Genomic DNA, 24440 nt, shown 5'->3' on the forward strand with positions numbered 1-24440 from the left:
GCATTATAAAAGAATTATAAATTCTTTTAGGCTTAACTCAATCAATTATCTTCTCATGATGGTGAGAAACTATCATGAGAGATAAATTTGAAATAACTTTTACTAAGAATAGGAGAGATTTAATAATGGCAAAAGAAAAATTTGATCGCTCAAAAGAACATGCCAATATTGGTACTATCGGTCACGTTGACCATGGTAAAACAACTTTAACAGCTGCTATCGCAACTGTATTAGCTAAAAATGGTGACACTGTTGCACAATCATACGACATGATTGACAACGCTCCAGAAGAAAAAGAACGTGGTATTACAATCAATACTGCACACATCGAGTATCAAACTGACAAACGTCACTATGCTCACGTTGACTGCCCAGGACACGCTGACTATGTTAAAAACATGATCACTGGTGCTGCTCAAATGGACGGCGGTATCTTAGTAGTATCTGCTGCTGACGGTCCAATGCCACAAACTCGTGAACACATCTTATTATCACGTAACGTTGGTGTACCAGCATTAGTTGTATTCTTAAACAAAGTTGACATGGTAGACGACGAAGAATTATTAGAATTAGTTGAAATGGAAGTTCGTGACTTATTAAGCGAATATGACTTCCCAGGTGATGATGTACCTGTAATCGCTGGTTCAGCATTAAAAGCTTTAGAAGGCGATGCTCAATACGAAGAAAAAATCTTAGAATTAATGCAAGCAGTTGATGATTACATTCCAACTCCAGAACGTGATTCTGACAAACCATTCATGATGCCAGTTGAGGACGTATTCTCAATCACTGGTCGTGGTACTGTTGCTACAGGCCGTGTTGAACGTGGTCAAATCAAAGTTGGTGAAGAAGTTGAAATCATCGGTATCCACGAAACTTCTAAAACAACTGTTACTGGTGTAGAAATGTTCCGTAAATTATTAGACTACGCTGAAGCTGGTGACAACATCGGTGCTTTATTACGTGGTGTTGCTCGTGAAGACGTACAACGTGGTCAAGTATTAGCTGCTCCTGGTTCAATCACACCACACACTAAATTCAAAGCGGAAGTTTACGTTTTATCTAAAGACGAAGGTGGACGTCACACTCCATTCTTCAGTAACTACCGCCCACAATTCTATTTCCGTACTACTGACGTAACTGGTGTTGTTAACTTACCAGAAGGTACTGAAATGGTTATGCCTGGCGACAACGTTGAAATGACAGTTGAATTAATCGCTCCTATCGCTATTGAAGACGGTACTCGTTTCTCAATCCGTGAAGGTGGACGTACTGTTGGATCAGGCGTTGTAACTGAAATCTTCGAATAATATTTATTATTCATTATTTCTAAGGACTCCCAGTTTGGGAGTCTTTTTTTATTCCAATTTTTACATATATTTCCTATTTTTTTATTCAGAAAAGCTCGTTTAGCTGAGAGTAAGTCAACTTAGTATTAAATTTTTAATTTTTTCTCACACAAAAAGCGTGTTCTATCTTACTTATTTAAAAGTAAGGTAGAACACGCTCTATATATTATAAATCGTTAAAATACATGTTCAATTTCTAGTATTTTAAGAAATTCGCTTGCAGCATATTTAAAAGATGATTCATCTATATCAAAGTATGGATTATGATGTGGCGCGGTTATACCTTTATCCTCATTACCACAACCTGTTAAGAAAAAGGCACCTGGACGTACTTTAAGATAATGTGAAAAATCTTCGCCAATCATCATCAAATCTGATTCATTAAATCTTAAATGTAAATCATTCGCTGCTTGTTTAACAACCTCATAAGATTGCGGATGATTGTGTACAGGTAAATAGCCTTTAATATAATTCATGTCATAAGTAATATCATTAGCAACAGCTAAGCCCTGTAATAGTTTATCCATTTTATTCTTAATATGGTTTTGTAGCTCGGTGTCAAATGTACGAACAGTTCCTTTACAAAAGGCGGTATCCGGAATAACACTATCTGTTGATCCAGCTTGTACCATCCCAAATGTCACAACAGCTTCTTTAACTGGGTCTATCGTCCTAGAGACAATCTTTTGTGCACTTAAAATAAATTCAGCCATAATGACTATAGGATCAATGGTTTCATGGGGTTTAGCCCCATGTCCACCGCTACCTTTGATCGTGATACTAAACTCATCAGGTGATGCCATGATCGCACCAGGTCTAGAGTAAATAGTACCTGAAGGATAACCACTCCACAAATGTGTACCATAGATTTTATCAACATCTTGAAGACAGCCATCATCAATCATTTCCTGAGAGCCACCAGGCATAATTTCTTCCCCATATTGGAAGATGAATACAACGTTTCCTTTTAATAAATGGCGGTGTTCATTTACTATTTCAGCAACTCCAAGTAATATTGCCGTGTGACCATCATGACCACATGCATGCATACAGCCCTCGTTTTTAGAACGGTATGGGACGTCGTTTAATTCTTGAACAGGTAGGGCATCAAAGTCTGCACGAAATGCTATAGTTGGGCCGTTTTCACTACCTTTAAATGTAGCTTTGATACCATTACGGCCAACTGGAGTAACAATATCACATGACAACTGGCTTAATTGATTCACGATAAAGTCATGCGTACGCTTTTCCTCAAAAGAGAGTTCGGGATATTGATGCAAATATCGTCGTAGTTGTACCATTCTTTTCTCTTTTTTGCTAGCCAATTGGAACCAATCAAACACATTTATCACTTCTTCCTTCTTATTATCGTAATTAGTATATCATTATTGATTAAGCTAAAGTAGGCTTTCATATTAATTATTTTTCAATAAAACAATGTGATAACACCTATAAATGATAAGGCTTTCATGATTCTGAAAATTAAGGTATGATTAAAGAAAATAGACAACACAAGGGGGATTTAATTGTGGTTCAATCACTAAATGAGTTTTTAGATGAAAATATACAATATTTAAAAGACAATGGCTTATATAACGAAATTGACTCAATTGAGGGAGCAAATGGTCCTGAAATCAAAATTAATGGTAAAAACTACGTCAATTTATCATCAAATAACTACTTAGGACTTGCTACGAATGAAGATTTAAAAGAAGCAGCTAAAAAAGCAATTGATTCACACGGAGTGGGTGCAGGTGCAGTACGCTCAATTAATGGTACATTGGACTTACATGATGAGTTAGAAGATACACTTGCACAGTTTAAAGGTACTGAAGCAGCTATTGCATATCAATCAGGGTTTAATTGTAATATGGCTGCTATATCAGCTGTTATGAATAAAAATGATGCTATTTTATCTGACGAATTAAACCATGCCTCTATTATTGATGGTTGTCGCTTATCTAAAGCTAAAATTATTCGAGTAAATCATTCAGATATGGAGGATTTACGTACAAAAGCTAAAGAAGCTGTTGAGTCTGGACAATACAATAAAGTAATGTATATTACTGATGGTGTATTTAGTATGGATGGGGATGTTGCTAAGCTACCAGAAATTGTAAAAATTGCCGAAGAATTTGGTTTATTAACTTATGTTGATGACGCTCATGGTTCAGGTGTTATGGGTAAAGGTGCAGGTACAGTTAAACATTTCGGTTTACAAGATAAAATTGACTTCCAAATTGGCACATTATCTAAAGCCATTGGTGTTGTAGGTGGTTATGTAGCAGGCTCTAAACAATTAATTGATTGGTTAAAAGCACAATCAAGACCGTTCTTATTCTCAACTTCATTAGCACCTGGAGATACTAAGGCTATTACTGAAGCTGTTAAAAAATTAATGTCATCTACAGAATTACATGATCAATTATGGGAGAACGCACAATATTTAAAAGATGGACTCTCTAAATTAGGTTTTAATACTGGGGAATCTGAAACACCAATTACTCCAGTCATTATTGGAGATGAAAAAGATACGCAAGAGTTTAGTAAACGTCTTAAAGAAGAAGGAATCTATGTTAAGTCAATAGTATTCCCAACAGTTCCTAGAGGTACCGGTCGTGTAAGAAATATGCCTACAGCTGCTCATACTAAAGATATGTTAGATAAAGCCCTTAATGCTTATGAGAAGGTTGGAAAAGAATTAAATATTATATAGATTGTTATTCTTAAGGCACTTGTCTCTTAGAGAGTGAGTGCCTTTAATTTTTCTGATTTAAAATACTTTAATATAGTGGTTTATTCATTTTACAATAATAGTGAAATGAATGGATGAGAAGAGGTATAACGGAGTGGAAGAATTAAGACAACTTACGTATAAAGATGAAGAATCATTTAACGTTTATATTCAAGAATGGTATGACAATAATGAAAAAGTTGTACCAGGAAATACGAATTTAAAAGAATATCAGTCCTTCAAAGATATGGTTGATTATCTTAATCAAGAAAGACCAAGTAAAGATTGGGTTCCCACCACAACATTATTTTATTTTGTTGATGGAAATATTGTGGGCGCGGTGGATATTAGACACGAACTCAATCATCGATTAAGAAACATTGGGGGTCATATTGGGTATGGCGTAGCTCGATCATATAGAGGTAAAGGATATGCCTCAACCTTATTAGGACAAGCCCTTGACTACTTAAAAATACGAAATGTTGAAACAATTCTTATGACTACAAATCCATTCAATTACGCATCTCAAAATGTCATAAAAAAACATGGTGGTTATGAAATCGAACCCTATATTAAAAAGAATGGGAAAGTTGTTAATCGATATCAAATTTTGAATAAATAAAAATCACCCTTCAAAAGAAGGGTGATAGTTGTCAAAAGTTAATTAAATAGTTTTGCTAAAAAGAAGCAAAATCGCAAGGTAATGTGTTAATGCACATTGCCTTTTATTTATAAATAATAGAATAGCACGGAATTTACATTGTCACAACAAAAATTTAATAAATCCGACATTTTAGCTTCATTTATCGGATTACTTATTATTTTAATCAGAGTGTATTATTATATGAGTGAAAGTAACAATGTAAATTATAATTCAAATTTGAAACGATAGAAAAAAATATATTTAAATAATCGGGTGGTATTAATGAAGTATGTAATATATGGAATAAACCTATTTAATTATATTATTTTAATCACTTGGATTAGCCTATCTTTAAATCGTATGAGTGAAGTAGGACCAGATATAGTCTCATTTTTTGCTTTATTTAGCATTTTTTTACTTATTATTTCATTGATATTTAGTTTTATATCAAGAACTCAAGACGATATTAAGGATACGCTCAATATGAGTATTTTTATCAATTTATTTAATTTAGTGGTACTCACGTCGATACTTTTAGCAATACTATTTTAATCCTTCAATTATGTTAGATATTAAATTCTAAGGGAATGTTATTTAAAAGCGTCATGGTATAAAGGAGAGTTTAAAATGCGATATTTAGATGAACAAACTCAATCAGAGTTATTAAATATGAATGAAGTTATTGAAGAGGTTGGACAAGCGCTAAAAGCATTTTCAGAAGGTAAAACTGAAACCCCATTGCGACATGTGTTGCCATTTAATAAACACAATCGATACTTAGTGATGCCAGCATTATCAGATGAATTAAAAATTGTTGGATTAAAAACCGTTTCATTTGCTCCTGATAATCCTAAAAAAGATAAAGCAACAATTACAGGCTCAGTAATACTAAGCGATTATGAAACAGGAGAAACACTAGCAGTACTAGATGGTGGTTATTTAACTAAAATTAGAACAGGCGCGATTTCTGGTGTGGCTACAAAATATTTATCTCGTGAAGATGCTAAAGTATTAACTGTCATTGGTGCCGGAGTACAAGCTGAAGGTCTCATAGAAGCTGTCATGGCTGTGAGAAATATTGAGGAAGTTCACTTTTCAAGTAGAACTAAGGAAAAAGCTGAAAAGCTTGCTGAAGCAACTCAACAAAAATTTGGAGTTAAAACCAAAACGTATGATCAAGCAGATGAAGCAATGGAGGCTGCGGATATTATTGTTACTGCTACAAATGCTTCAGAACCAGTATATTCACATACGTTACATCCAGGCGTCCATCTTAATGCAGTAGGTTCTTTCAAACCAGATATGCAAGAATTACCATCAGAGTCTATGATGATCGCTAATAAGATTGTTGTTGAATCGACCGAAGCGGCAATGGAAGAGACAGGCGATTTAAAAGTACCTCAGGAAGAGGGTATATTAACTGACAATATGCTATATGGTGAGTTAGGTGATATCGTCTCAGGTAAGAAAGCAGGACGTGAGGACGAAAAAGAGGTAACTTTATTTAAATCAGTGGGTCTAGCTATTGTTGATATTGTAGTAGCTCAGTATTTCTATAAAAAAGCACTTGAAAGTGATAATTAATCATATTATTAATCCCGCTAAAATTAACTAGCGGGATTTTATATGAGTTCTATCATGGTCGATGTCTATAATTATATATAACCTGTTTAACACAAAGTGTAGCTAAAATTAGAAAGATGAGTAGGCTAAATGTACTTAGCATCTCAGGCACTAACTCATGTTTAGTTACAAGTACATAAATATTTTGAAAGATAAATGCTAAAAAGATTAATAAGCTAGATAGCAAACCTACTTGTCGTTGTTTATACGTTTTCAAACCACCATTCATTACGATCACCTACATTATATTTAACTTAAATTAATGATAACGTTTGCATTTATGAATTGCAAACGTAATTGAAGTAGTAGGAGGGCACTGTAACCTCACACAAACGGCAGACTGCTATAAGTGGATGGAGAATTATTTCCCAAGAAATATGACTGTCGCCTTTATATGCCATCTTGTGGATTAATAGTCTCAGAATTTGAACCCCTTTCCGGGATTTACTCTAATCATGTTGATTATTCGCAATAAGCGTGTGTATCTTTTAATTTGGACTAAATTAAAAATCAACTTTGTCTTATTTAATATTTTCCGTAAGTAGATAATCTTTATGCGTTTGATTAACTATATATGTTTCTTAATAAAATAGAGTTTAATCATTAAAAAGTGACTCTGAGAATGACTATTTTATCTCAGAGTCTCTTGTATATTTAGGCTGACTTTTTGTGAGTATGATTGCTTGATTGTTTACCATTGTCTGATTTATGTGTTGATTTTTTCACTGAATCTAATTTTCCATTAATGATTCTTTCAGGATTATTAGTATTATATTTATTTAAATTGTGCTTTTGAATATAATTTCCTACGACTTCATCAAGCGAAATACCTTCCTCACGTTGTCCTCCAAACATATCGTAGCCATCACCTTTGTTAGCGGTAAAATCATTGGTAACAACATAATATGTTTTATTAGGATTTAATTTTTCAAATTTTCCGGTCTCACGATTACGAACTTGAATATCTCGAACTCTTGAGCCAGATTTTTGATTCATATCATAATAAACACGTATTGATTTCGAAACTTGTAAGAAACCGCCATTTGGTGATAGTTGTTTCTTACCATCTTTTGTTTCAGTAGGAGAACCTAGACTATGTTCAAATGCTTCCTTCACATTCGTACCTTTAACTTTAATCTGTGAAATTAAATTACCGAAAGGCAGCACTGTAATAATATCGTTTTGAGTGACTTTTCCTTTAGAGATGGAAGCGCGAATACCACCGCCATTAGTCACTGCGAAATCTGGCTTATGTTTAAAGTTTTTCGCTGCGTAATCCTCCATCGCATCTGTAATTAGATTTCCTAAATTCGTTTCTTGAGTACGAGCTATATTTTTATCGCCTTTAAATTCAACTTTATTATTAGGAATAATCACTTTAGATGTTTCTTTTTTAAATTCATTATTCGCTTTATTTACTTGTTTTTCTATTGAGGGATCAGCTTTTATTTTATTTGTATCTTTGACGTTAATCAGACTCGCTTTTAAATCTGACACTTTATGATGATTAAAAAGAAAACTAATTTTGCCTACATTTTTCAAAGCAGTACCTGTTTGAGCTAAGATACCATGATTATACTTTTTGCCATGTTTTATAACAGAATGTGAGTGACCATCTAAAACTATGATTGGTTTTTTTATTGAGTTATCTTTGGATAATTGTTCAATTAGATAATCTCCACGCCATTCTTTTTTAGTATTTTTATCGATGCCAAGATGAGATAAAACAACATATACATCTGCTTTACCATCCATTTCTTTAATAGCACCTTTCACACTGCTCAATGGATCTTTAAATTCTACATCTTTCACAGCATCAGGAGAGGTTTTAATTTTAGTTTCGGGAGTTGTAACACCTACTAAACCGTATCGCACACCATTACGTTTAATTATAGTTGAAGGTTTGAAAATGCGCTTCCCGTTTTTATAAATATTTGATGAGATCATTGGAAAATGAAGCTGTTTTTGTAATTTTAATAATTGGTTATAGCCAAAATCAAATTCATGATTACCAATTGTCATAGCGTCATAGCCTACTTTATTCATTGCTTTAGCCATTTCTTCACCTTTTGAATGGTTAGAAACTGGCAATCCTTGAAAGGCATCCCCAGAGTCTAAAACTAAATCAGGTTTTTCTTTATTTTTGAGACCTTTTAATTTAGGCATGCCAATAACACGTCCTTTTTCTTCTACGAAGCGACCATGAATATCATTAGTATGTAATATTGTGTGTTCAGTTTTACTTTGATTGTCATTTGAGTGCGTGTGTTGTTCTGAAGCATTAACGAGGTTAAAGTTTAGTATCGTACCAAGGGTTATAAATAAAGTGATAATAGTGATTATGATTTTTTTCATATAGTTCCTCCTTTTGAAAAATTATATACATTGCAATATTAGCATATAAAAAGAATAAATAATTCTTTTATTTAAAATATTTACTTCGAATTTAAATTTAATTAATAAAACGTCATAGTCTAATGACCAAATAGAAATACAACTAACGCGCTCATACAAAAATCATAAATTAAAAACTACTTATTAAACCCTATAATGTGTTTACTGCATATACAAGAAAGCGCTTTTATTATATAATATTGATGTAAATTAAGAATATGTACATACTAGAAGGACAACGCACTTATGAAATAAACAAGGGGAGATTTTGTAATGAAAAAGATAATGATTACAGGGGCACTTGGCCAAATTGGAACCGAGTTAGTAGTGAAATGTCGAGAAATTTACGGTACAGAAAATGTATTAGCTACAGATATTAGAGAACCTGAAGCAAATTCACCAGTTCAAAATGGTCCATTTGAAATTTTAGATGTTAAAGACAGAGAGTGTATGTATAAGCTTATCGAAGATTTTGGGGCAGACACTTTAATGCATATGGCAGCATTATTATCCGCAACTGCTGAGAAGAATCCATTATTCGCTTGGGATTTAAATATGGGAGGATTAATGAACGCTCTTGAAGCTGCACGTACGTATGAACTACAATTCTTTACACCAAGCTCTATTGGAGCTTTTGGCGCGTCAACGCCTAAAGTAAATACACCACAAGTAACAATCCAACAACCTACTACAATGTACGGTGTTAATAAAGTTGCGGGCGAATTACTGTGTCAGTATTATTATGTTAAGTTTGGCGTAGATACTCGCAGCGTAAGATTTCCAGGACTTATTTCACATGTGAAGGAGCCAGGTGGCGGCACGACTGACTACGCTGTTGAAATTTATTTTAAAGCAGTAAGAGAAGGTCGTTATACAAGCTATATCGATAAGAACACATATATGGATATGATGTATATGGATGATGCCATCGACGCTATTATAAAATTAATGGAAGCAGATGGTGCCAAATTAGAAACGCGTAATGGTTATAATTTAAGTGCAATGAGTATAGAACCTGAAATGGTTAAAAAAGCCATTCAAGAGTACTACCCTAATTTTGAACTAGACTATGATGTTGATCCAGAACGTCAAAATATTGCTTCAACATGGCCTGATAGTATCGATACGAGCTGTTCACGTGGTGAGTGGGGATTTAATCCAAAATATGATTTAGCCTCAATGACTAAGTTGATGCTCGCAGCAATTGAAGAAAAAGAAAAGGTTGCTAAATAGAAAATCTTATATAATTAATAACGTAGTTTAGCTAAAACTTACTCCTTTTAAAATTAAAACTTTTAAAAGGAGTTTTTTATATTTTAAATCCAATGTATCTATAACATACGTAAATAACTAAACTTGTAAGTTTAATATGGTAATGTTTAACTAATAAAGAGTACATAATTACATTTGTATATTTATTTTGAATATTTAGAAAACTCATTGAATAGTATAAATGCGATTGATATAATTTAGAGTAACTATTCAATTCGGAGAAATTACTAGGAGGCTATATTCATGTCAGAAAAGGTAAAATTTGAACAACGAGATACATTGAAAGAAAAACCAGACACATCGAAATTAGGATTCGGTCAATATTTTTCAGACTATATGCTAAGTTTGGATTATGATGCGGATAAAGGTTGGCATGATATGAAGATTGTACCTTATGCACCATTTGAAATTTCACCAGCAGCACAAGGTTTACATTATGGTCAAGCGGTATTTGAAGGGCTTAAAGCATATAAACACAACGGTGAAGTGGTATTATTCCGACCAGACCAAAACTTTAAACGTATTAATAATTCTTTAGCGCGTTTAGAAATGCCAGAAGTTGACGAAGAAGCATTATTAGAGGGATTAAAACAACTTATTGATGTTGAACGTGACTGGGTACCAGAGGGTGAAGGGCAATCATTATATATTCGTCCATTCGTATTTGCTACGGAAGGTATTCTAGGTGTACGTGCATCTCAACAATATAAGTTATTAATCATTTTATCGCCTTCAGGTGCGTATTATGGTGGAGACACGTTAAAAACTACTAAAATTTATGTTGAAGACGAATATGTTCGTGCCGTACGTGGAGGAGTAGGATTTGCGAAAGTTGCCGGTAACTATGCTGCTAGTCTACTTGCACAAACTAATGCTAACAAATTAGGTTATGACCAAGTATTATGGCTAGATGGTGTGGAACAAAAATATGTCGAAGAAGTTGGAAGTATGAATATCTTCTTCGTTGAAAATGGAAAAATAGTCACACCTGCATTAAATGGAAGTATCTTACCAGGTATTACTAGAAAATCAATTATTCAATTAGCTGAAGACTTAGGTTACGAAGTTGAAGAAAGAAAAGTTTCAATTGACGAATTATTCGACGCATACGACAAAGGTGAACTTACAGAAGTATTTGGTGCAGGTACTGCAGCGGTTATTTCTCCAGTTGGAACGTTACGCTATGAAGACAGAGAAATTGTTATTAATAATAATGAGCCAGGTGAAATCACTCAAAAATTATATGACACATATACTGGTATTCAAAGCGGTAAATTAGAAGATAAATATGGTTGGAGAGTATTAGTGCCAGAGTATAAATAATCCATTTATAAGAAGTTAGAAACGTTGATATGAAGCGGTTTCTAGCTTCTTGTTTATTAGTTAATTTAAGTTTGAATACGTTAATGCTAAAAACTAATATATTGAGCAAATATTTCTGCCACTTTATCACGTTGCTTTTCTGTAATATAAGCATATATATTTATAGTGGTATTGATGTCCCCATGACCTAATCTGTTTTGAACTTCTTGAACAGATAAGCCCACTTCGAATAGTAGTGAACAATGTGTATGCCTAAAGCCGCGTACTGTAATTTTTTTGAACTCGTGATTTTTACATGTCTTATCCAGTGCTTTGTTAGTGTGCTGTACTTGTAATCGGCAGTTAGTAGTTACATCGGTAAAAAGGTTTTGAGTTACATTACTAGTATTATGACCGTGCATTAAAGTTAACTTACGTTGTTCTATATGTCATTCTTTTAATATTGAAGCGGTACGATCATATATACTAACTACTCTTATTGATGAACTTGTTTTCGGTGGCTGTATAATTTCTTTGTAACCAATACCAATTGTTACTTTCTTATCTATATTGAAATTTTTTTCGAAATTTATATCATTCCACGTTAAAGCCTTGAGTTCGTCTCAACGAATACCAGGAAACGCTAGTATACGAAACATAACTTTATACATTGGCTCCTCTTCTACTAATTTTTTATAAAACTTTTCAATTCCTCACTAGAGTAATAAATCAAATGTTCATTTTCTTTGCCCTTACTTCTTTTAGGTAGTTTAATGTTTTTAAAAGGGTTTTCGGATATGATTTTAAACTAATAGCTTATTCTAAAACATTAGAAGCGTACACTTTTATATTTCTATAATCTGAATAGCTCTCAATCCTTTTATTATCAATATTTCGACAGTATGGTGTCTTTATATTTTTAATAGACAAATTTATAAATTCTTTGAGAATAGTGTTTTTAAACATTTTTGTACTCTAAAAATATGCATATATTGTTCTAGCCTTAACTTGTATACTTGCTGATAAGTCGTTGTTTCATTATTAAAAAAGCTCTTGTTTTATATTTCAGTTTGTAGCTTTGCTTCTTCAATTTTGACTTCTCTTTCAGTTTAGAAACCCCTACTTGTAGTCCACTTCTGCTTACGAGTTACTTGGTCAACTCCCAAATATGCGATAATCATATAAGCAGTTGAACCGTTTTTTTTTTGTATTTTTTAATCATAATAAATCAATTTTTTGTACTTGCTTGAATGTGATTGATTGAATTTAACACGCTTCAAAGATTGGTTACTTATCCGCATCGTAATAGTATTTAAAACTTGTAAGAGAAGTGGTACAAATTTTGTATAACTAGTAAAATATCTCACTCTAAACTTTTTAAGTATTTCAAAGTTGATATCATCAAATAATTTTAAAGTAATATGGTCATTCTTGTTAATCATATATATTATTTTTTTAATAAATTCTACTCTAAATGAAATGCTTAATTGAGATAAATATTTATAAAATCATTTATTTCATAGCTTTCTGATTTCACTAAATAAGCATCAATATAGAAATTATACCTCCTTTTTTTACACGAATATAATTATCATCTCCTCATAAATGGACATTCCTAAATAAAATGTTCGTTCGTAATTTTGATTTTTATATTAATTTCAATGTTATGTAGTCCATTATCATAATTATCTATATTATCATTACTAAAATTCACTTTAACAATATATGGAGAATACTCGAAAAATTCACACGGAATTACTCCTAAGAAATTGCATAATTTATCGACTATATCAAATTGAACACCTTTTTTTATTATTTTCAGATATAGCCATTAACATAGTTTTAAAAATGCCGGTTTCTACATAAACATCATAAATTCTTAAACCTCTTTCGGACATAAAAATCGATAATCTACTTTGTATCATTTTTTGTCCTTCTTATTTTTTATAACAATTTAATACAATAACCAACTAAAAAAGAACAGTACATACTAATATATTAGTTATAATTAATGTCAGCCAACTTATCAATGATGTAGACTTACTTGTTATTGATGGTTACGGCACATCTTTAACAGCATATGGCATAAGTAAGATGTTTGGCATAGCTAATTTGAGAACAGTTAAGAATAATATCATTACAACAAATAATGAAGCGTCAGAACTAGCTACTACGAAAGATTTGGAACAGTTATTTAGTCGACTAATAAAAAATACGAAAGTAATTAAATTTTAATGTGCAGATTATAGATTGAAAGACTTCAAAGCATAGATAAGAGTTACGGGAGATTTTACCTGTAACTTTATTTTGATTCTAAATGATTGCTAATTTAAGATACTGCAAATTACTACATTTGTAACCCCCTGTACTCATCATGAAAAAGTATAAATTATGGGAGGCTATTCGTTTATAATACCCATTAATCTTTATGAAATAGGAGGTGATTTAATAATTTCAATTAATTTTGTATAACAACTTAGAGGGTGTACATATGATAAATTTATTAATTGATTATAGAGAAACTAAAGAACGAGTGTAAAGAAAGATTAGTCAATATGAAAATACAAATAGTGAAACAGTAAAATCTTATCAAGAAACTTTAAAAGATTTAGATTATACATTTGAATGGTTAACTCATGGACATGAGCCGGATTGTTATGAAGGTATTATTCATTCGCAATGTTATTTAGTTGGTAGTCAGACAATAGAAAAATTTGCTAGTAATTCTATATATATAAGTTAATGAATATGATTATAAAGAGATATTGAATGATCAAAAAAAGACTTTTAATAAAATATTACGTAAAGTTACTGAAAGAGAAATAGAGTGTTTTATAATGGTTAAATGCGAGGATTTAGCTTATAAAGATTGCTGACTTACTCGGGGTATCAACAGGAACAGTACAGAAATATATAGAACCTACTAAAATTAAAATCGAAAAAATTTAAAGGAATTAGATTATACTGTATGATTTATTCTAATGCTTTGATTGTAATATACAACCTCTTAGATACCATAAAAAAGCATTAACCAAAGAATAAACTTGTCAAAACTTGACATTTTTTGCAATCTCTAAATAGATGTAGCGTCAATTTAAGACTACACGAATTAAAGATTGAAAATTACATCACTGATTACATATTAAGAGGTATTGTGATAAATTTATTGACGTAGGCTAGTTAATAAATTTAATCAAAGAGAATAGGGAGTAAATAATGGAGAATTATAAAAATAAATTTAAATATGTAATTATTTGTATGTTTTGTATCGGCATATTAGCACTTTTATCATTGCTAGATTTCGATAATAACAGTAAAAAAGCTCCAAAAAGTAATGAAAATAAACAAGAAAAGAAAATTAAGAGCTATACATATAAAGATATAGAAAATATGAATGATGAAGAGATTAAAAATCTTTCAATTGATCAAATTGATAATTTGTCTAAATCTGCTAGAAATTTATACGATGAAAGAGCAAATGAGTTATATAAAAATGATACAACGAAAAAGAAAGAGAGCTACGATAATGACGAGCAGTATGATAATATAAACAATACTGAATTAAACTCTAGTATTGAACAAAAAATATCAAAATCAATACATAATTTAAATGTACATAGCGATGAAGATGTAAAGAAATACGAGGTCACTACAGAAGCAGATTCGAAAGGAAATAAAAAACCTAATGTAAATATTATTATTTATTTAAAAGGGGAGTTTAAAGGGGCAGCAGAGTTTAATGATGAACATGATATAATCAAAAATTATGCGGAATTTGTCACTAGTAATTTCATCATCGATAGAGGTGAATATGGTAAACAATTTAATAATATAAAAATAGATTTTTATTACAAAGATTCACCATATGCTTATACTAATTTAAATGTTAACGAGAAAATCAAAAATAGTAGTTTATTAGAGAATGATAAGATTAATTTTTACTAGTTTAGTATTGTCAATTAAATCTATTTATTACCTTTGAGTATTGAGGAACAGTTGAAATATAACCTATAAAATACAAGTGCAAAATGAAAGAAAACTGGCATTACAAACTTTAATTATGTTGTTCTTAAAATTAATGAAATAGATATTTTAAATTACCATGTATTATATATTTAAGATAGAGAAGCTATTATATACTATAAAAGAAAATATATAGAGTTACATTTTGGGAAAGATTTAAAGAATGCCAGATTACCATATAGGGAATGTAATTGAGTATGAATTTTTTTATTAAAATTTATAAAGAGTTTAAAAAATTAAAAATACCTTTTAGATTTAAAGTTTTGAGGTATAATAAATTAAATATAAACTATTAAAAACTAGAAATATATATACAGATTTAGTTTTAAACCCCATGAACTACACGAGATTTATAGTTAAAACCATTTTATAATTGAGGAGGGTTATACAAGGGAAAACGTAAATCATGTAGCTGATTATTTAGTTAATATGTATGAACAATGTTCTGAGAGTAAACTAGATAGCGAACTAAAATTACAAAAGTTAGTATATTTATGTCAGAGAGAGTCATTCGCATTAACAGGGAAAAGTTATTCGAAGAAAATATAGAGGGATGGAAACATGGGCCTGTGATACCAGAATTACGATTTTATGATTTTAATTTTATACCAAGTTTTGAAAATATAAATATATCTGAAAAAATCTAAATACATTATTAAAAGTGTTGTAACAAAATTTGCTCATTATTCAGCTTGATATCTTAGAAATCAAATCTATCTCATGAAGAATATTCATGGAAACAAAGCAGAGTCAATTTGGCTGAATAAGAAGTGGGAAGTATTGTACTTAAAGACGAAAATATATGTGAGGACGCAAAAAAGTGAGATTATACGATTAACAATATGACATGTATTTAGATGAATTTGAAGATTTAGATGAGGAGACTGCTATCTTTGGTTTCTAATATAAAATCGAAAGATTTAGTAAGTTCAATTGTTATGACGTCTTTTCCTTATTTTGATATTAAAAAAGCTATAAAAGTTTTAAAGTAAGACCAGTTTTAATTTTTGGCTGTGAAAAAGAAAGTTTTCAAACTGATTTCACGGTGTTGCCGGTTTCTTCTGTTACTAACAAAGATCATCTTCATGCAGAGTACGATATTAACATAGGGAAATTAACCTGTTCTAATTTGAAAAATATAAAAGCTGATGAATTTTTAAGAGTGCATAAACCGACTACAATTAATTCAAATGAGTAAACCTTTTGATGATTTGTCCTCGCTTTATTCAGCTGTTCATAATGAAATCATAAGTAAGTGGAAGCAATTCAATTTGAGCTTATTCAAATAAGTTACCATGACGCTACTTTTAGAGTAGCGTTTTCTTTACTGATTAATTAATAATGGCATTTATTTAAAAAAGGTAATATAATAACTTGGTATAGTTTATTTAGCTTGGAATCTCAAAAAGAGTTCATGAGTTCCGAGCTGGGAATTGTCCTCGCGATTATAATATTTATTGTAATAATTGTATTTATATTATATAGGAAGCGAGTGAAGTCTATGGTTAATAGTAATTTCAAAAGTGTTTTCTTAGGATTGTTAACTAATGCACTATATGATTTTTTAAATGTATATACTTCAATTCCAAGCTAAATAAATTATATTATTATTAATTAGCATGCGAATAAGTTAAATATATCATTTTAAACGTCACTTACGAGTGGCGTTTTTTATTTTGAGTACGTTATTTGAAAATTTATAACAATCAATAATAATGATATAGCTAAGAAATACTGATATAACAGCATTTATATACAGTTAGAAGTGCATAGAAAAAGTATTTACAGTTGGAGAGTTGAAGTCCCTAACTATTAATGTGTTATATACTGAAAGAGCTTTCTCATTCGAGAAAGCTCTTTTTTGTGAAATAAAGAAACCATAATCCACTTTTCTATAATTATTGAAGTCTCTATATTACAATAATATGTAAATGAATGTACTACAAAAAATCATTTTCAGGAGAGAAGTAAAAATGGAATGGATATTATTTGATAAAGATGGCACGCTAATAGAATTTGATAAGAGTTGGGAAAAAATCGGTGTGCGCCTTGTTGATAAACTATTAGAGACATTTCCTGTGCACGACAAAGAAGTAGCACACCGCCAACTTGGAATTATTGACGATAAAATTGTTCCTGATTCAATTATGGGTTCAGGATCATTAGGAGATATGATTAAATCTTTTAATAAAGTTACTGGAGAAGATACTTCTGATTGGGCAAGAAATACTAGCCAAGAACTTGTTGATACTCGTGTTCCTGAAAATAATTGGATTGAAGGTGTACAAGAGACTATTCAGGAACTTAGAAACGAAGGTTATAAAATTGGTATTGTCACTAGTGATACCAAAAAAGGCGTAGATCAATTTCTAGAAGAAACGCAATCTAAAGAATTATTTGATTTAATTATTTCTACAGAAACTCATGCTGAAGAAAAACCCAATCCAAAAGTGTTGAATCCTTTATTTGATGCTTATGATGTTTCACCAGATCAAGTTGCCATCATTGGTGATACTACAAATGATATGAAAACTGCGGTAAACGCTAAATTAGGTTTAAGTATAGGAGTACTAACTGGTATCGCAAAAAGAGAGGAACTTCATGAAGCGGATGCGGATGTCATTATTGACAGTGCTAAAGATGTAAAACAAATTTTAGATCAATATAAAAAATAACAAAATTAATTAAAAAGCATGGATATTTGAGTGAGTTCAAGTAACCATGCTTTTATTATATTTGTCTTTAAAAAAGAGGTTTCACTCTACATTTAATTTTAGATGTAAGTTTTAATCGGTATTTTCTATTAACATCATACATTAATTCATTGTTAACCCACCATCAACAGTTAAATTATGACCAGTGATACCACTTGCTTCATCAGAAGCTAGATAAGCAACCATATTTGCTACATCTTGTGGCGTAGTCACTTTTTTGAGCGGTGTCGTTTGAGCGATTAAGTCGAATACCTCAGGCGTCGTTACTGCACTAGCATCAGTAGTTTTTAATAATCCCCCAGAAACCACATTGGCTGTTATACCATATTGGCCTAGCTCTGCAGCGATATTACGGGTAAAACCTATTAAGCCAGCTTTAGCAGTCGTGTATTCATGATAGGGGACGACTGGATTTTGATATAGATTTGTTCCAATATTAATAATTCTGCCTTCCTGTTTTTCAATAAATTGAGGTATGACACTTTGTGTAACATTAAATGCAGCTTTTAAAGTGCCATCAAGTTGTTGTTGATAATCTTCCCAAGTTAAATCTTTGAAGTTCTTTTGTTGATTTGGATCAAATTTAAAATTGACTAGTGCATTATTAATAACAATGTCTATATTACCAAAATGTTCCTTTGCAACTTTGACCATTTGGTCAACTTCGGCTCGTTCTGTCACATCAGCTTGAATAGCAATTGCTTTTTCATGACTAATATTCTCAATCAATTTTTCAGCTTTTTCTTTGCTATGTTTATAATTCACAACAACGTTATAACCTTTATTAATTAATGTTTGAGCAATTACCGCTCCTAATCCACGGCTACTTCCAGTAATAATTGCAGTTTTTGACATTTTTAATCCTCCTAAAATTTTTTTAAAAAAGAAGCACAACTTCCGTAAAAAAGTTGTGCTTCTTAGTCATCACATATTATGACAAATTAATATTAAGAGCGTCATCACACTTTCCTACGCTAGTTTAAACTAGATTCAGGTTCAAAGGGTTTGGATAGATTCCATCTCAGTTAAAAACACCCCTAGTGTAAATCATTAACTTGTAGTATTAACCTATATATAATTAGATCGGTTGTCAAAAAATAGAATATAAGCAAAGTTTCAATTCACTTTAAGGTCTTGTATCAACTTGGCGATGAGTCTGGATGATATGAGCTATTTTATCGATAATTGGGTCTAGTGAATCCAGGTTTTCGTGAATATCATACTCATTAATATTGACGCGCACCACTGGACAAGCATTAAAATTATTAATCCAATCATCGTAACGTTTGAATAATTTTTTCCAATATTCAGGGTCTGTATTAATTTCCATATCACGACCACGTTGCTTAATACGATCAATCACTTCATCATAATCACATTCTAAATAAATTAACACATCTGGTTTAGGAAAATAAGGTGTCATTACCATAGCGTTAAATAATTCTGAATACGTGTGAAAATCTTCCGGGCTCATTGTACCTTGTTCTTCATGCATTTTCGCAAAAATATCAACATCTTCATAAACAGAACGGTCCTGTACGAAGCCACCACCATATTCAAACATACGCTTTTGTTCTTTAAAGCGTTCCGCTAAAAAGTATATTTGTAGATGAAAACTCCAACGCTCAAAATCATGATAGAATTTATCTAAATAAGGATTATGATCAACATTTTCAAAAGAAGTTTTAAAATTTAATTTATCAGCAAGCGCCTGTGTTAATGTTGACTTTCCGACGCCCACAGTACCTGCAATAGTGATAATTGCATTTTGAGGAATACCAAAATTATTCATCTATATTATCTCCAATCATTGGTTTTATTAATTCTAAAATTTCTTTATAGTCGTCACTATTGTTAACAAAATCTTTCCCAGTTGTGTCAATATGTATGACATTCGCGCCCTCATTTTTTAAGGATTCATAATAAGCTTTATAATCTTGTTTCAGCTTTAATAAATAATCATCTTCAATAGTATGTTCAAAATCACGATTGCGTTTAGCTATTCTAGTTTTTAGAACATCTAAATCTGCATCTAAAAAGATAATCATATTAGGCATTTCAAGATCTTCAGTCAAAATATCATAAATACGACTGAATTTATCGAACTCTTTCGAATCTAATGTGTTATTTGCAAATATTTTATTTTTATGTATATGGTAATCACTTACAACGCCTTGTTCTAACGCCTCGATATCTTGAATTTGTTTATATCTGTTACATAAAAAGAACATTTCTGTTTGAAAGCTCCACTTTTCTATGTCGTCATAAAAGTCTGATAGAAAAGGATTTTCGTCAACGATTTCTTTCTCTTCGTAATAACCAAGCGTTTGACTTAGCATTCGTGCAAGTGAAGATTTACCAACACCTATAGGTCCTTCAATTGCAATAAATGGTTTATTCATATTCACTTCTCCAAATGTTAAAATAGACAATGAGTATTGTACCATAAGTGAGGTATTGCAACACATATGAGAACTGATAAAGATTACATGCGTTTAGCAATCAAAGAAGCTCAGAAAGCACAAGCTCTAGGGGAGGTGCCCATTGGAGCTGTCATTGTTAAAAATGATCAAGTCATTGCACATGCTCATAATTTAAGAGAATCTTTACAACAACCTACTGCACACGCTGAACACATTGCGATTGAACGTGCATCTAAGGTAGTGGGTAGTTGGCGTTTAGAAGAATGTACTCTTTATGTCACCCTTGAACCCTGCGTGATGTGTGCAGGAGCCATCGTGATGAGTCGAATACCACGAGTGGTTTATGGTGCTGTTGATCCTAAGGGAGGATGTACCGGCAGTTTGATGAACTTGTTAGAGCAGCCCCAATTCAACCACAGAGCTATTGTTGAGTCGGGTATTTTGGAAAATGAATGCAGCACACTTTTACGTGATTTCTTCAAAAATATTCGCCAACAAAAGAAGGCACTCAAACAAGCAAAGATACAAAATGACACAAATTTGTTAGAATAAATGTGTATGTAAAGAGTGACAATACATGCTAACCTTTTCAAAAATTAAATTTAAAAACCTAAATTAAAAATAAATACCTACCAACGGGAAGAAACGAGGTCAACGAATGATAAAGCTAATTGCAACAGATATGGATGGAACGCTCCTTAATGCTGCACACGAAATTTCTCAAGAGAACCAAGAAGCGATTAAATTTGCACAAGAACATGGTATCACTGTTGTTATCGCGACAGGGCGTGCATTTTACGAAGCGAATACACCAGTTGCTGAAACAGATTTAAAAGTACCATATATCTGCTTGAACGGAGCCGAAGTTCGCGATGAAACGTTCAATATTATGAGTACATCTCATCTTAATCATTCTTTAGTGAGTAAGATAACGTCTACATTGAAAGAAAAAGACATATATTATCAAGTTTACACAAATAGAGGGATTTATACGGAAAATCCTCAAAGAGACTTAGAAATTTATATTGATATCGCTGAACGTGCTGGTCAAAAAGCAGATGTTGAGAAAATCGAGAACAGTATTCAAAAACGTATAGATAATGGAACTTTAAAAATTGTTGATAATTATGACAAAATTGAAGATATTCCTGGTGAATTAATCATGAAAATTTTAGCGTTCGATTCTGATTTAGGAAAAATTGATCTTGTAGGTCAAGAATTAGCTCAATCACCAAACCTTGCAGTTTCTTCATCTTCAAGAGGTAATTTAGAAATTACACATTCAGATGCGCAAAAAGGCATAGCTTTATCTACTATTGCGAAACAACTCGGCATTGATTTAAAAGATGTCATGGCACTAGGGGATAACTTAAATGATGTCTCTATGCTTGAAAGAGTCGGTTATTCGGTCGCAATGGATAATGCTGCACCAGAAGTTAAGACAGTCGCTAAGTATGTGACTGATTCAAATGAAAACAGCGGAGTCGGTAAAGCAATTAAGAAATTTTTAAAAGAAGAGAATCAATTAACATAATTAAGAGGTGTAAAAGATGAAAGGATTAATAATTGTAGGCAGTGCTAGAGTAGGTTCTCATACAAATGCTTTAGCTAAATACCTTATAGGTCAATTAGATGAACATGATGTTGATGTAGATATATTTGATTTAGCTGAGAAACCAATTCATCAATTGGACTTTTCTGGTACAACACAAGCTGCTGAAGATATTAAAAAAAATGTTAAAGAGCTTCAGGATAAAGCAATGGAAGCGGATTTCTTTATTCTTGGAACGCCTAATTATCATGGCTCATTTTCTGGCATACTTAAGAACGCTCTAGATCATTTGAATATGGATTATTTCAAAATGAAACCGGTGGGTCTCATTGGAAATAGTGGAGGTATTGTAAGTTCAGAACCATTATCACATTTAAGAGTGATTATACGCAGTTTATTAGGTATTGCAGTTCCTACACAAATTGCTACACATGATTCAGATTACGCAAAATTAGACGATGGCACATTATACCTAGAGGATAGTGAATTCCAATTACGTGCAAAATTATTCGTAGATCAAATCGTTTCATTTGTAAATAACAGTCCTTATGAACACTTAAAATAAAACGTACAGTTATACAATATAATTTTAAATAAAAGTAGCAGTAAGAAGGTTCTTAATTAAAACCGACTTACTGCTATTATTTTTATGGGCTGATATTCTAAAATCTATGTATTGATATCATTTATTAATTGTTGCCATCTATTTATAATGGCATCCTTACTAAAATTTTTGGATGATTCAATACTATTTTGAGCATATTTTTGTTGTAATTCCGGTTCTTCCAGTAGAGCCTTCACAGTTTCATATAGTTGATCTTCATTGTTAAATTCTACTAATGAGCCATTATAATCAGGAATAATTAATTCACCTGGTCCATATTTAATATTATAGCTAATAGAAGGAACACCATGCGATTGAGCTTCTAATAATGCTAATGAGAATCCTTCCATATTACTTGTAATTAAATTAACATATGCTGTTTTAAATTCTTCTGTTAAGTCATTAAGAAATCCTCTTAGAAATACATGATTTTCTACATGATAATCATTAATTAATGTTTTAAGCTTACTTTCTTCAGGCCCAAAACCATATAAATGTAATTCAATTTTGGGGAATAACCCTTTTAATTTACTAACCAGCTTAATTTGTTGTTCTAATTGCTTTTCAGGGGAGTATCTTGCTACAGAAATTAATTTTTGAGATGTATATCCTATATTATGTTGTGATGTACTTTCAGAGAAACCTACAGGTATCGCATAAACTGGAATACAGTCCTTAATTCTATGACGTACATCTTCGGCTTGTTGTTCCGTTGAAACTACAATGGCTTTGTAGCGTTTTAAATGATCGAAGACGCCTTTATAGACATTTTTAATCCTTGAATGCATCAAATCATTAATATCTTTGACATGAGTACTATGTAAAACGGCTACAACCGGTATTGTATGAATTGTAGAATTAAAAACATGCGATGAAATTAAATTTCTGTCACTAAAGAAAAGATCACCACTGCAATAAATTTGTTCTATGAAAAATGCACTTAACTCAGTATCATTATTGAAGAAATACGTTCTCCCCTGATGATGTAATAGTATTTTCTTAGCTATATTAGGTTCATTTGAATCAATATCATAATATTTCTCTAATTTAACTTCTTTTTGAGGAGAATAGTAAAACTCCGATTGAATTTTTTGATCAGTTGATAAAATTCTAGTACAACTTAAGAATCCTCGAGTATCATACAGCTCTCTTTTGATTTTCCTACGAGATGTATCGAAATAATTAAGATAATCAAGTTTTTTATAAGTCTCATCTGTAAAATGGGCATACATTATAAAGTTGTTACCATCATAAACGCGTACATCATTAGAATGTTCAACATACTTAATTGTGTATCCACAATCATGCTGCCAATCATGTAACCAATTTTTACTATTTATCGATTCAATATTTATAGTTACTTGCGTAGCTTCTTGAAAATAATCGTACATATTTATGTAATCTTCATGCATTAAATAATTTGATGCTGTATCAGTTAAGTAACGATTCCATGCTAATAGAATAACTTTTGATGAATATTTATTTTCTTTAAAAAGGTTTAAACGATTAATAATAGCTTTTTCAATACCTGTGATTTTTTGACCAATATTGTTTCCTACAAAATAAAACATTCGATACCTCATCTGTTTAATTTATTTTACAAATATTATAACATAATAAAATCTTCAAATATTAAATAAACTAAAAATAAAAATTCAATAATATTAAAAACATTCCTATTCTACTTAGTCCGAAATTATTAACCTCCTTATCTATAGCACTTTTTTAACACCTTAACATTCTGAATATTTAAAATAATGTTAGCGCTTACACTAAACTTTATGATAAACTTACACGGTAGAGATGT

At 31.4% G+C, this 24440-nt stretch carries 19 protein-coding genes and 1 riboswitch; of the genes, 11 read left to right on the top strand and 8 right to left on the bottom strand.

The genetic code is table 11. The features are described from left to right. Nucleotides 1–125: 125 nt before the first annotated feature. Nucleotides 126–1310 carry an elongation factor Tu gene (gene tuf / locus AC3WQX_RS00165; RefSeq protein ID WP_002432994.1) on the top strand — a complete coding sequence of 395 codons (1185 nt, stop codon included), beginning with the start codon at nt 126–128 and terminating at the stop codon, nt 1308–1310. A gap of 215 nt (nt 1311–1525) precedes the next feature. Here the strand turns inward: tuf and AC3WQX_RS00170 are convergent, their stop codons facing one another. Next, nucleotides 1526–2692, bottom strand: a complete 1167-nt coding sequence (locus AC3WQX_RS00170; RefSeq protein ID WP_002452482.1) for a M20 family metallopeptidase — start codon at nt 2690–2692, stop codon at nt 1526–1528. Nucleotides 2693–2877: 185 nt separating this feature from the next. Here AC3WQX_RS00170 and AC3WQX_RS00175 point away from each other — a divergent pair, with 185 nt between their 5' ends. From AC3WQX_RS00175 to AC3WQX_RS00185, 3 genes are all read left to right on the top strand, one after another. Beyond that, complete coding sequence (locus AC3WQX_RS00175; protein WP_023350787.1) at nt 2878–4065, top strand: glycine C-acetyltransferase; 1188 nt, start codon at nt 2878–2880, stop codon at nt 4063–4065. 133 nt (nt 4066–4198) lie between these two features. Then, on the top strand, nt 4199–4705 hold the full coding sequence (locus tag AC3WQX_RS00180; RefSeq protein WP_023350786.1) for a GNAT family N-acetyltransferase: 507 nt from the start codon (nt 4199–4201) through the stop codon (nt 4703–4705). 648 nt (nt 4706–5353) lie between these two features. Then, nucleotides 5354–6310, top strand: a complete 957-nt coding sequence (locus tag AC3WQX_RS00185) for an ornithine cyclodeaminase family protein (RefSeq protein WP_023350783.1) — start codon at nt 5354–5356, stop codon at nt 6308–6310. A gap of 52 nt (nt 6311–6362) precedes the next feature. Here the strand turns inward: AC3WQX_RS00185 and AC3WQX_RS00190 are convergent, their stop codons facing one another. Further along, on the bottom strand, nt 6363–6578 hold the full coding sequence (locus AC3WQX_RS00190) for a hypothetical protein (protein ID WP_023350782.1): 216 nt from the start codon (nt 6576–6578) through the stop codon (nt 6363–6365). Between the two features lie 425 nt (nt 6579–7003). Further along, nucleotides 7004–8704 (bottom strand): 5'-nucleotidase C-terminal domain-containing protein, encoded by a 1701-nt coding sequence (locus AC3WQX_RS00195; protein WP_492739674.1) that lies wholly within the window; start codon nt 8702–8704, stop codon nt 7004–7006. Between the two features lie 312 nt (nt 8705–9016). Between AC3WQX_RS00195 and AC3WQX_RS00200 the strand changes: the two genes are divergently transcribed. Together AC3WQX_RS00200 and AC3WQX_RS00205 are read left to right on the top strand one after the other, a co-directional pair. Further along, entirely contained in the window at nt 9017–9976 is a 960-nt protein-coding gene (locus AC3WQX_RS00200; RefSeq protein ID WP_023350780.1) for an NAD-dependent epimerase/dehydratase family protein, read from the top strand. Between the two features lie 282 nt (nt 9977–10258). Beyond that, complete coding sequence (locus tag AC3WQX_RS00205) at nt 10259–11338, top strand: branched-chain amino acid aminotransferase (protein WP_023350778.1); 1080 nt, start codon at nt 10259–10261, stop codon at nt 11336–11338. Between the two features lie 86 nt (nt 11339–11424). On the opposite strand, the gene AC3WQX_RS00210 is transcribed toward AC3WQX_RS00205, so the two are convergent. Further along, nucleotides 11425–11739, bottom strand: coding sequence for a tyrosine-type recombinase/integrase (locus AC3WQX_RS00210; RefSeq protein WP_023350777.1), 315 nt, complete (start codon nt 11737–11739; stop codon nt 11425–11427). A gap of 2794 nt (nt 11740–14533) precedes the next feature. Between AC3WQX_RS00210 and AC3WQX_RS00215 the strand changes: the two genes are divergently transcribed. Then, nucleotides 14534–15262: a hypothetical protein gene (locus AC3WQX_RS00215; protein ID WP_492739676.1), complete on the top strand. Its 729-nt coding sequence runs from the start codon at nt 14534–14536 to the stop codon at nt 15260–15262. 2051 nt (nt 15263–17313) lie between these two features. Beyond that, nucleotides 17314–18015, top strand: a complete 702-nt coding sequence (locus AC3WQX_RS00220) for an HAD family hydrolase (RefSeq protein ID WP_002433489.1) — start codon at nt 17314–17316, stop codon at nt 18013–18015. A gap of 141 nt (nt 18016–18156) precedes the next feature. Here AC3WQX_RS00220 and AC3WQX_RS00225 read toward each other — a convergent pair whose 3' ends face one another. From AC3WQX_RS00225 to AC3WQX_RS00235, 3 genes are all read right to left on the bottom strand, one after another. Beyond that, the gene (locus AC3WQX_RS00225; RefSeq protein WP_492739678.1) at nt 18157–18909 is read right to left on the bottom strand and encodes a 3-oxoacyl-ACP reductase; all 753 of its coding nucleotides are present in this window, start codon (nt 18907–18909) and stop codon (nt 18157–18159) included. A gap of 94 nt (nt 18910–19003) precedes the next feature. Further along, a riboswitch (TPP riboswitch) is annotated at nt 19004–19103 on the bottom strand. A gap of 77 nt (nt 19104–19180) precedes the next feature. Continuing rightward, nucleotides 19181–19846: a deoxynucleoside kinase gene (locus AC3WQX_RS00230; RefSeq protein ID WP_023350769.1), complete on the bottom strand. Its 666-nt coding sequence runs from the start codon at nt 19844–19846 to the stop codon at nt 19181–19183. After that, on the bottom strand, nt 19839–20456 hold the full coding sequence (locus AC3WQX_RS00235; RefSeq protein WP_023350768.1) for a deoxynucleoside kinase: 618 nt from the start codon (nt 20454–20456) through the stop codon (nt 19839–19841). Before AC3WQX_RS00235 ends, AC3WQX_RS00230 begins: the two co-directional genes overlap by 8 nt. A gap of 66 nt (nt 20457–20522) precedes the next feature. On the opposite strand from AC3WQX_RS00235, the gene tadA reads away from it, so the two are divergent. From tadA to AC3WQX_RS00250, 3 genes are all read left to right on the top strand, one after another. After that, nucleotides 20523–21029 carry a tRNA adenosine(34) deaminase TadA gene (tadA, locus tag AC3WQX_RS00240; RefSeq protein ID WP_023350767.1) on the top strand — a complete coding sequence of 169 codons (507 nt, stop codon included), beginning with the start codon at nt 20523–20525 and terminating at the stop codon, nt 21027–21029. Between the two features lie 106 nt (nt 21030–21135). Further along, nucleotides 21136–22011: a Cof-type HAD-IIB family hydrolase gene (locus AC3WQX_RS00245; protein ID WP_002452494.1), complete on the top strand. Its 876-nt coding sequence runs from the start codon at nt 21136–21138 to the stop codon at nt 22009–22011. A 16-nt stretch (nt 22012–22027) separates the two neighbouring features. After that, nucleotides 22028–22594 (top strand): NADPH-dependent FMN reductase, encoded by a 567-nt coding sequence (locus AC3WQX_RS00250; protein ID WP_023350765.1) that lies wholly within the window; start codon nt 22028–22030, stop codon nt 22592–22594. Between the two features lie 104 nt (nt 22595–22698). Here AC3WQX_RS00250 and AC3WQX_RS00255 read toward each other — a convergent pair whose 3' ends face one another. Next, complete coding sequence (locus AC3WQX_RS00255; RefSeq protein WP_023350764.1) at nt 22699–24204, bottom strand: glycosyltransferase family 4 protein; 1506 nt, start codon at nt 24202–24204, stop codon at nt 22699–22701. Between the last annotated feature and the right edge of the window lie 236 nt (nt 24205–24440).

It is taken from the genome of Staphylococcus sp. FW104-15G4D (genome assembly GCF_058790135.1).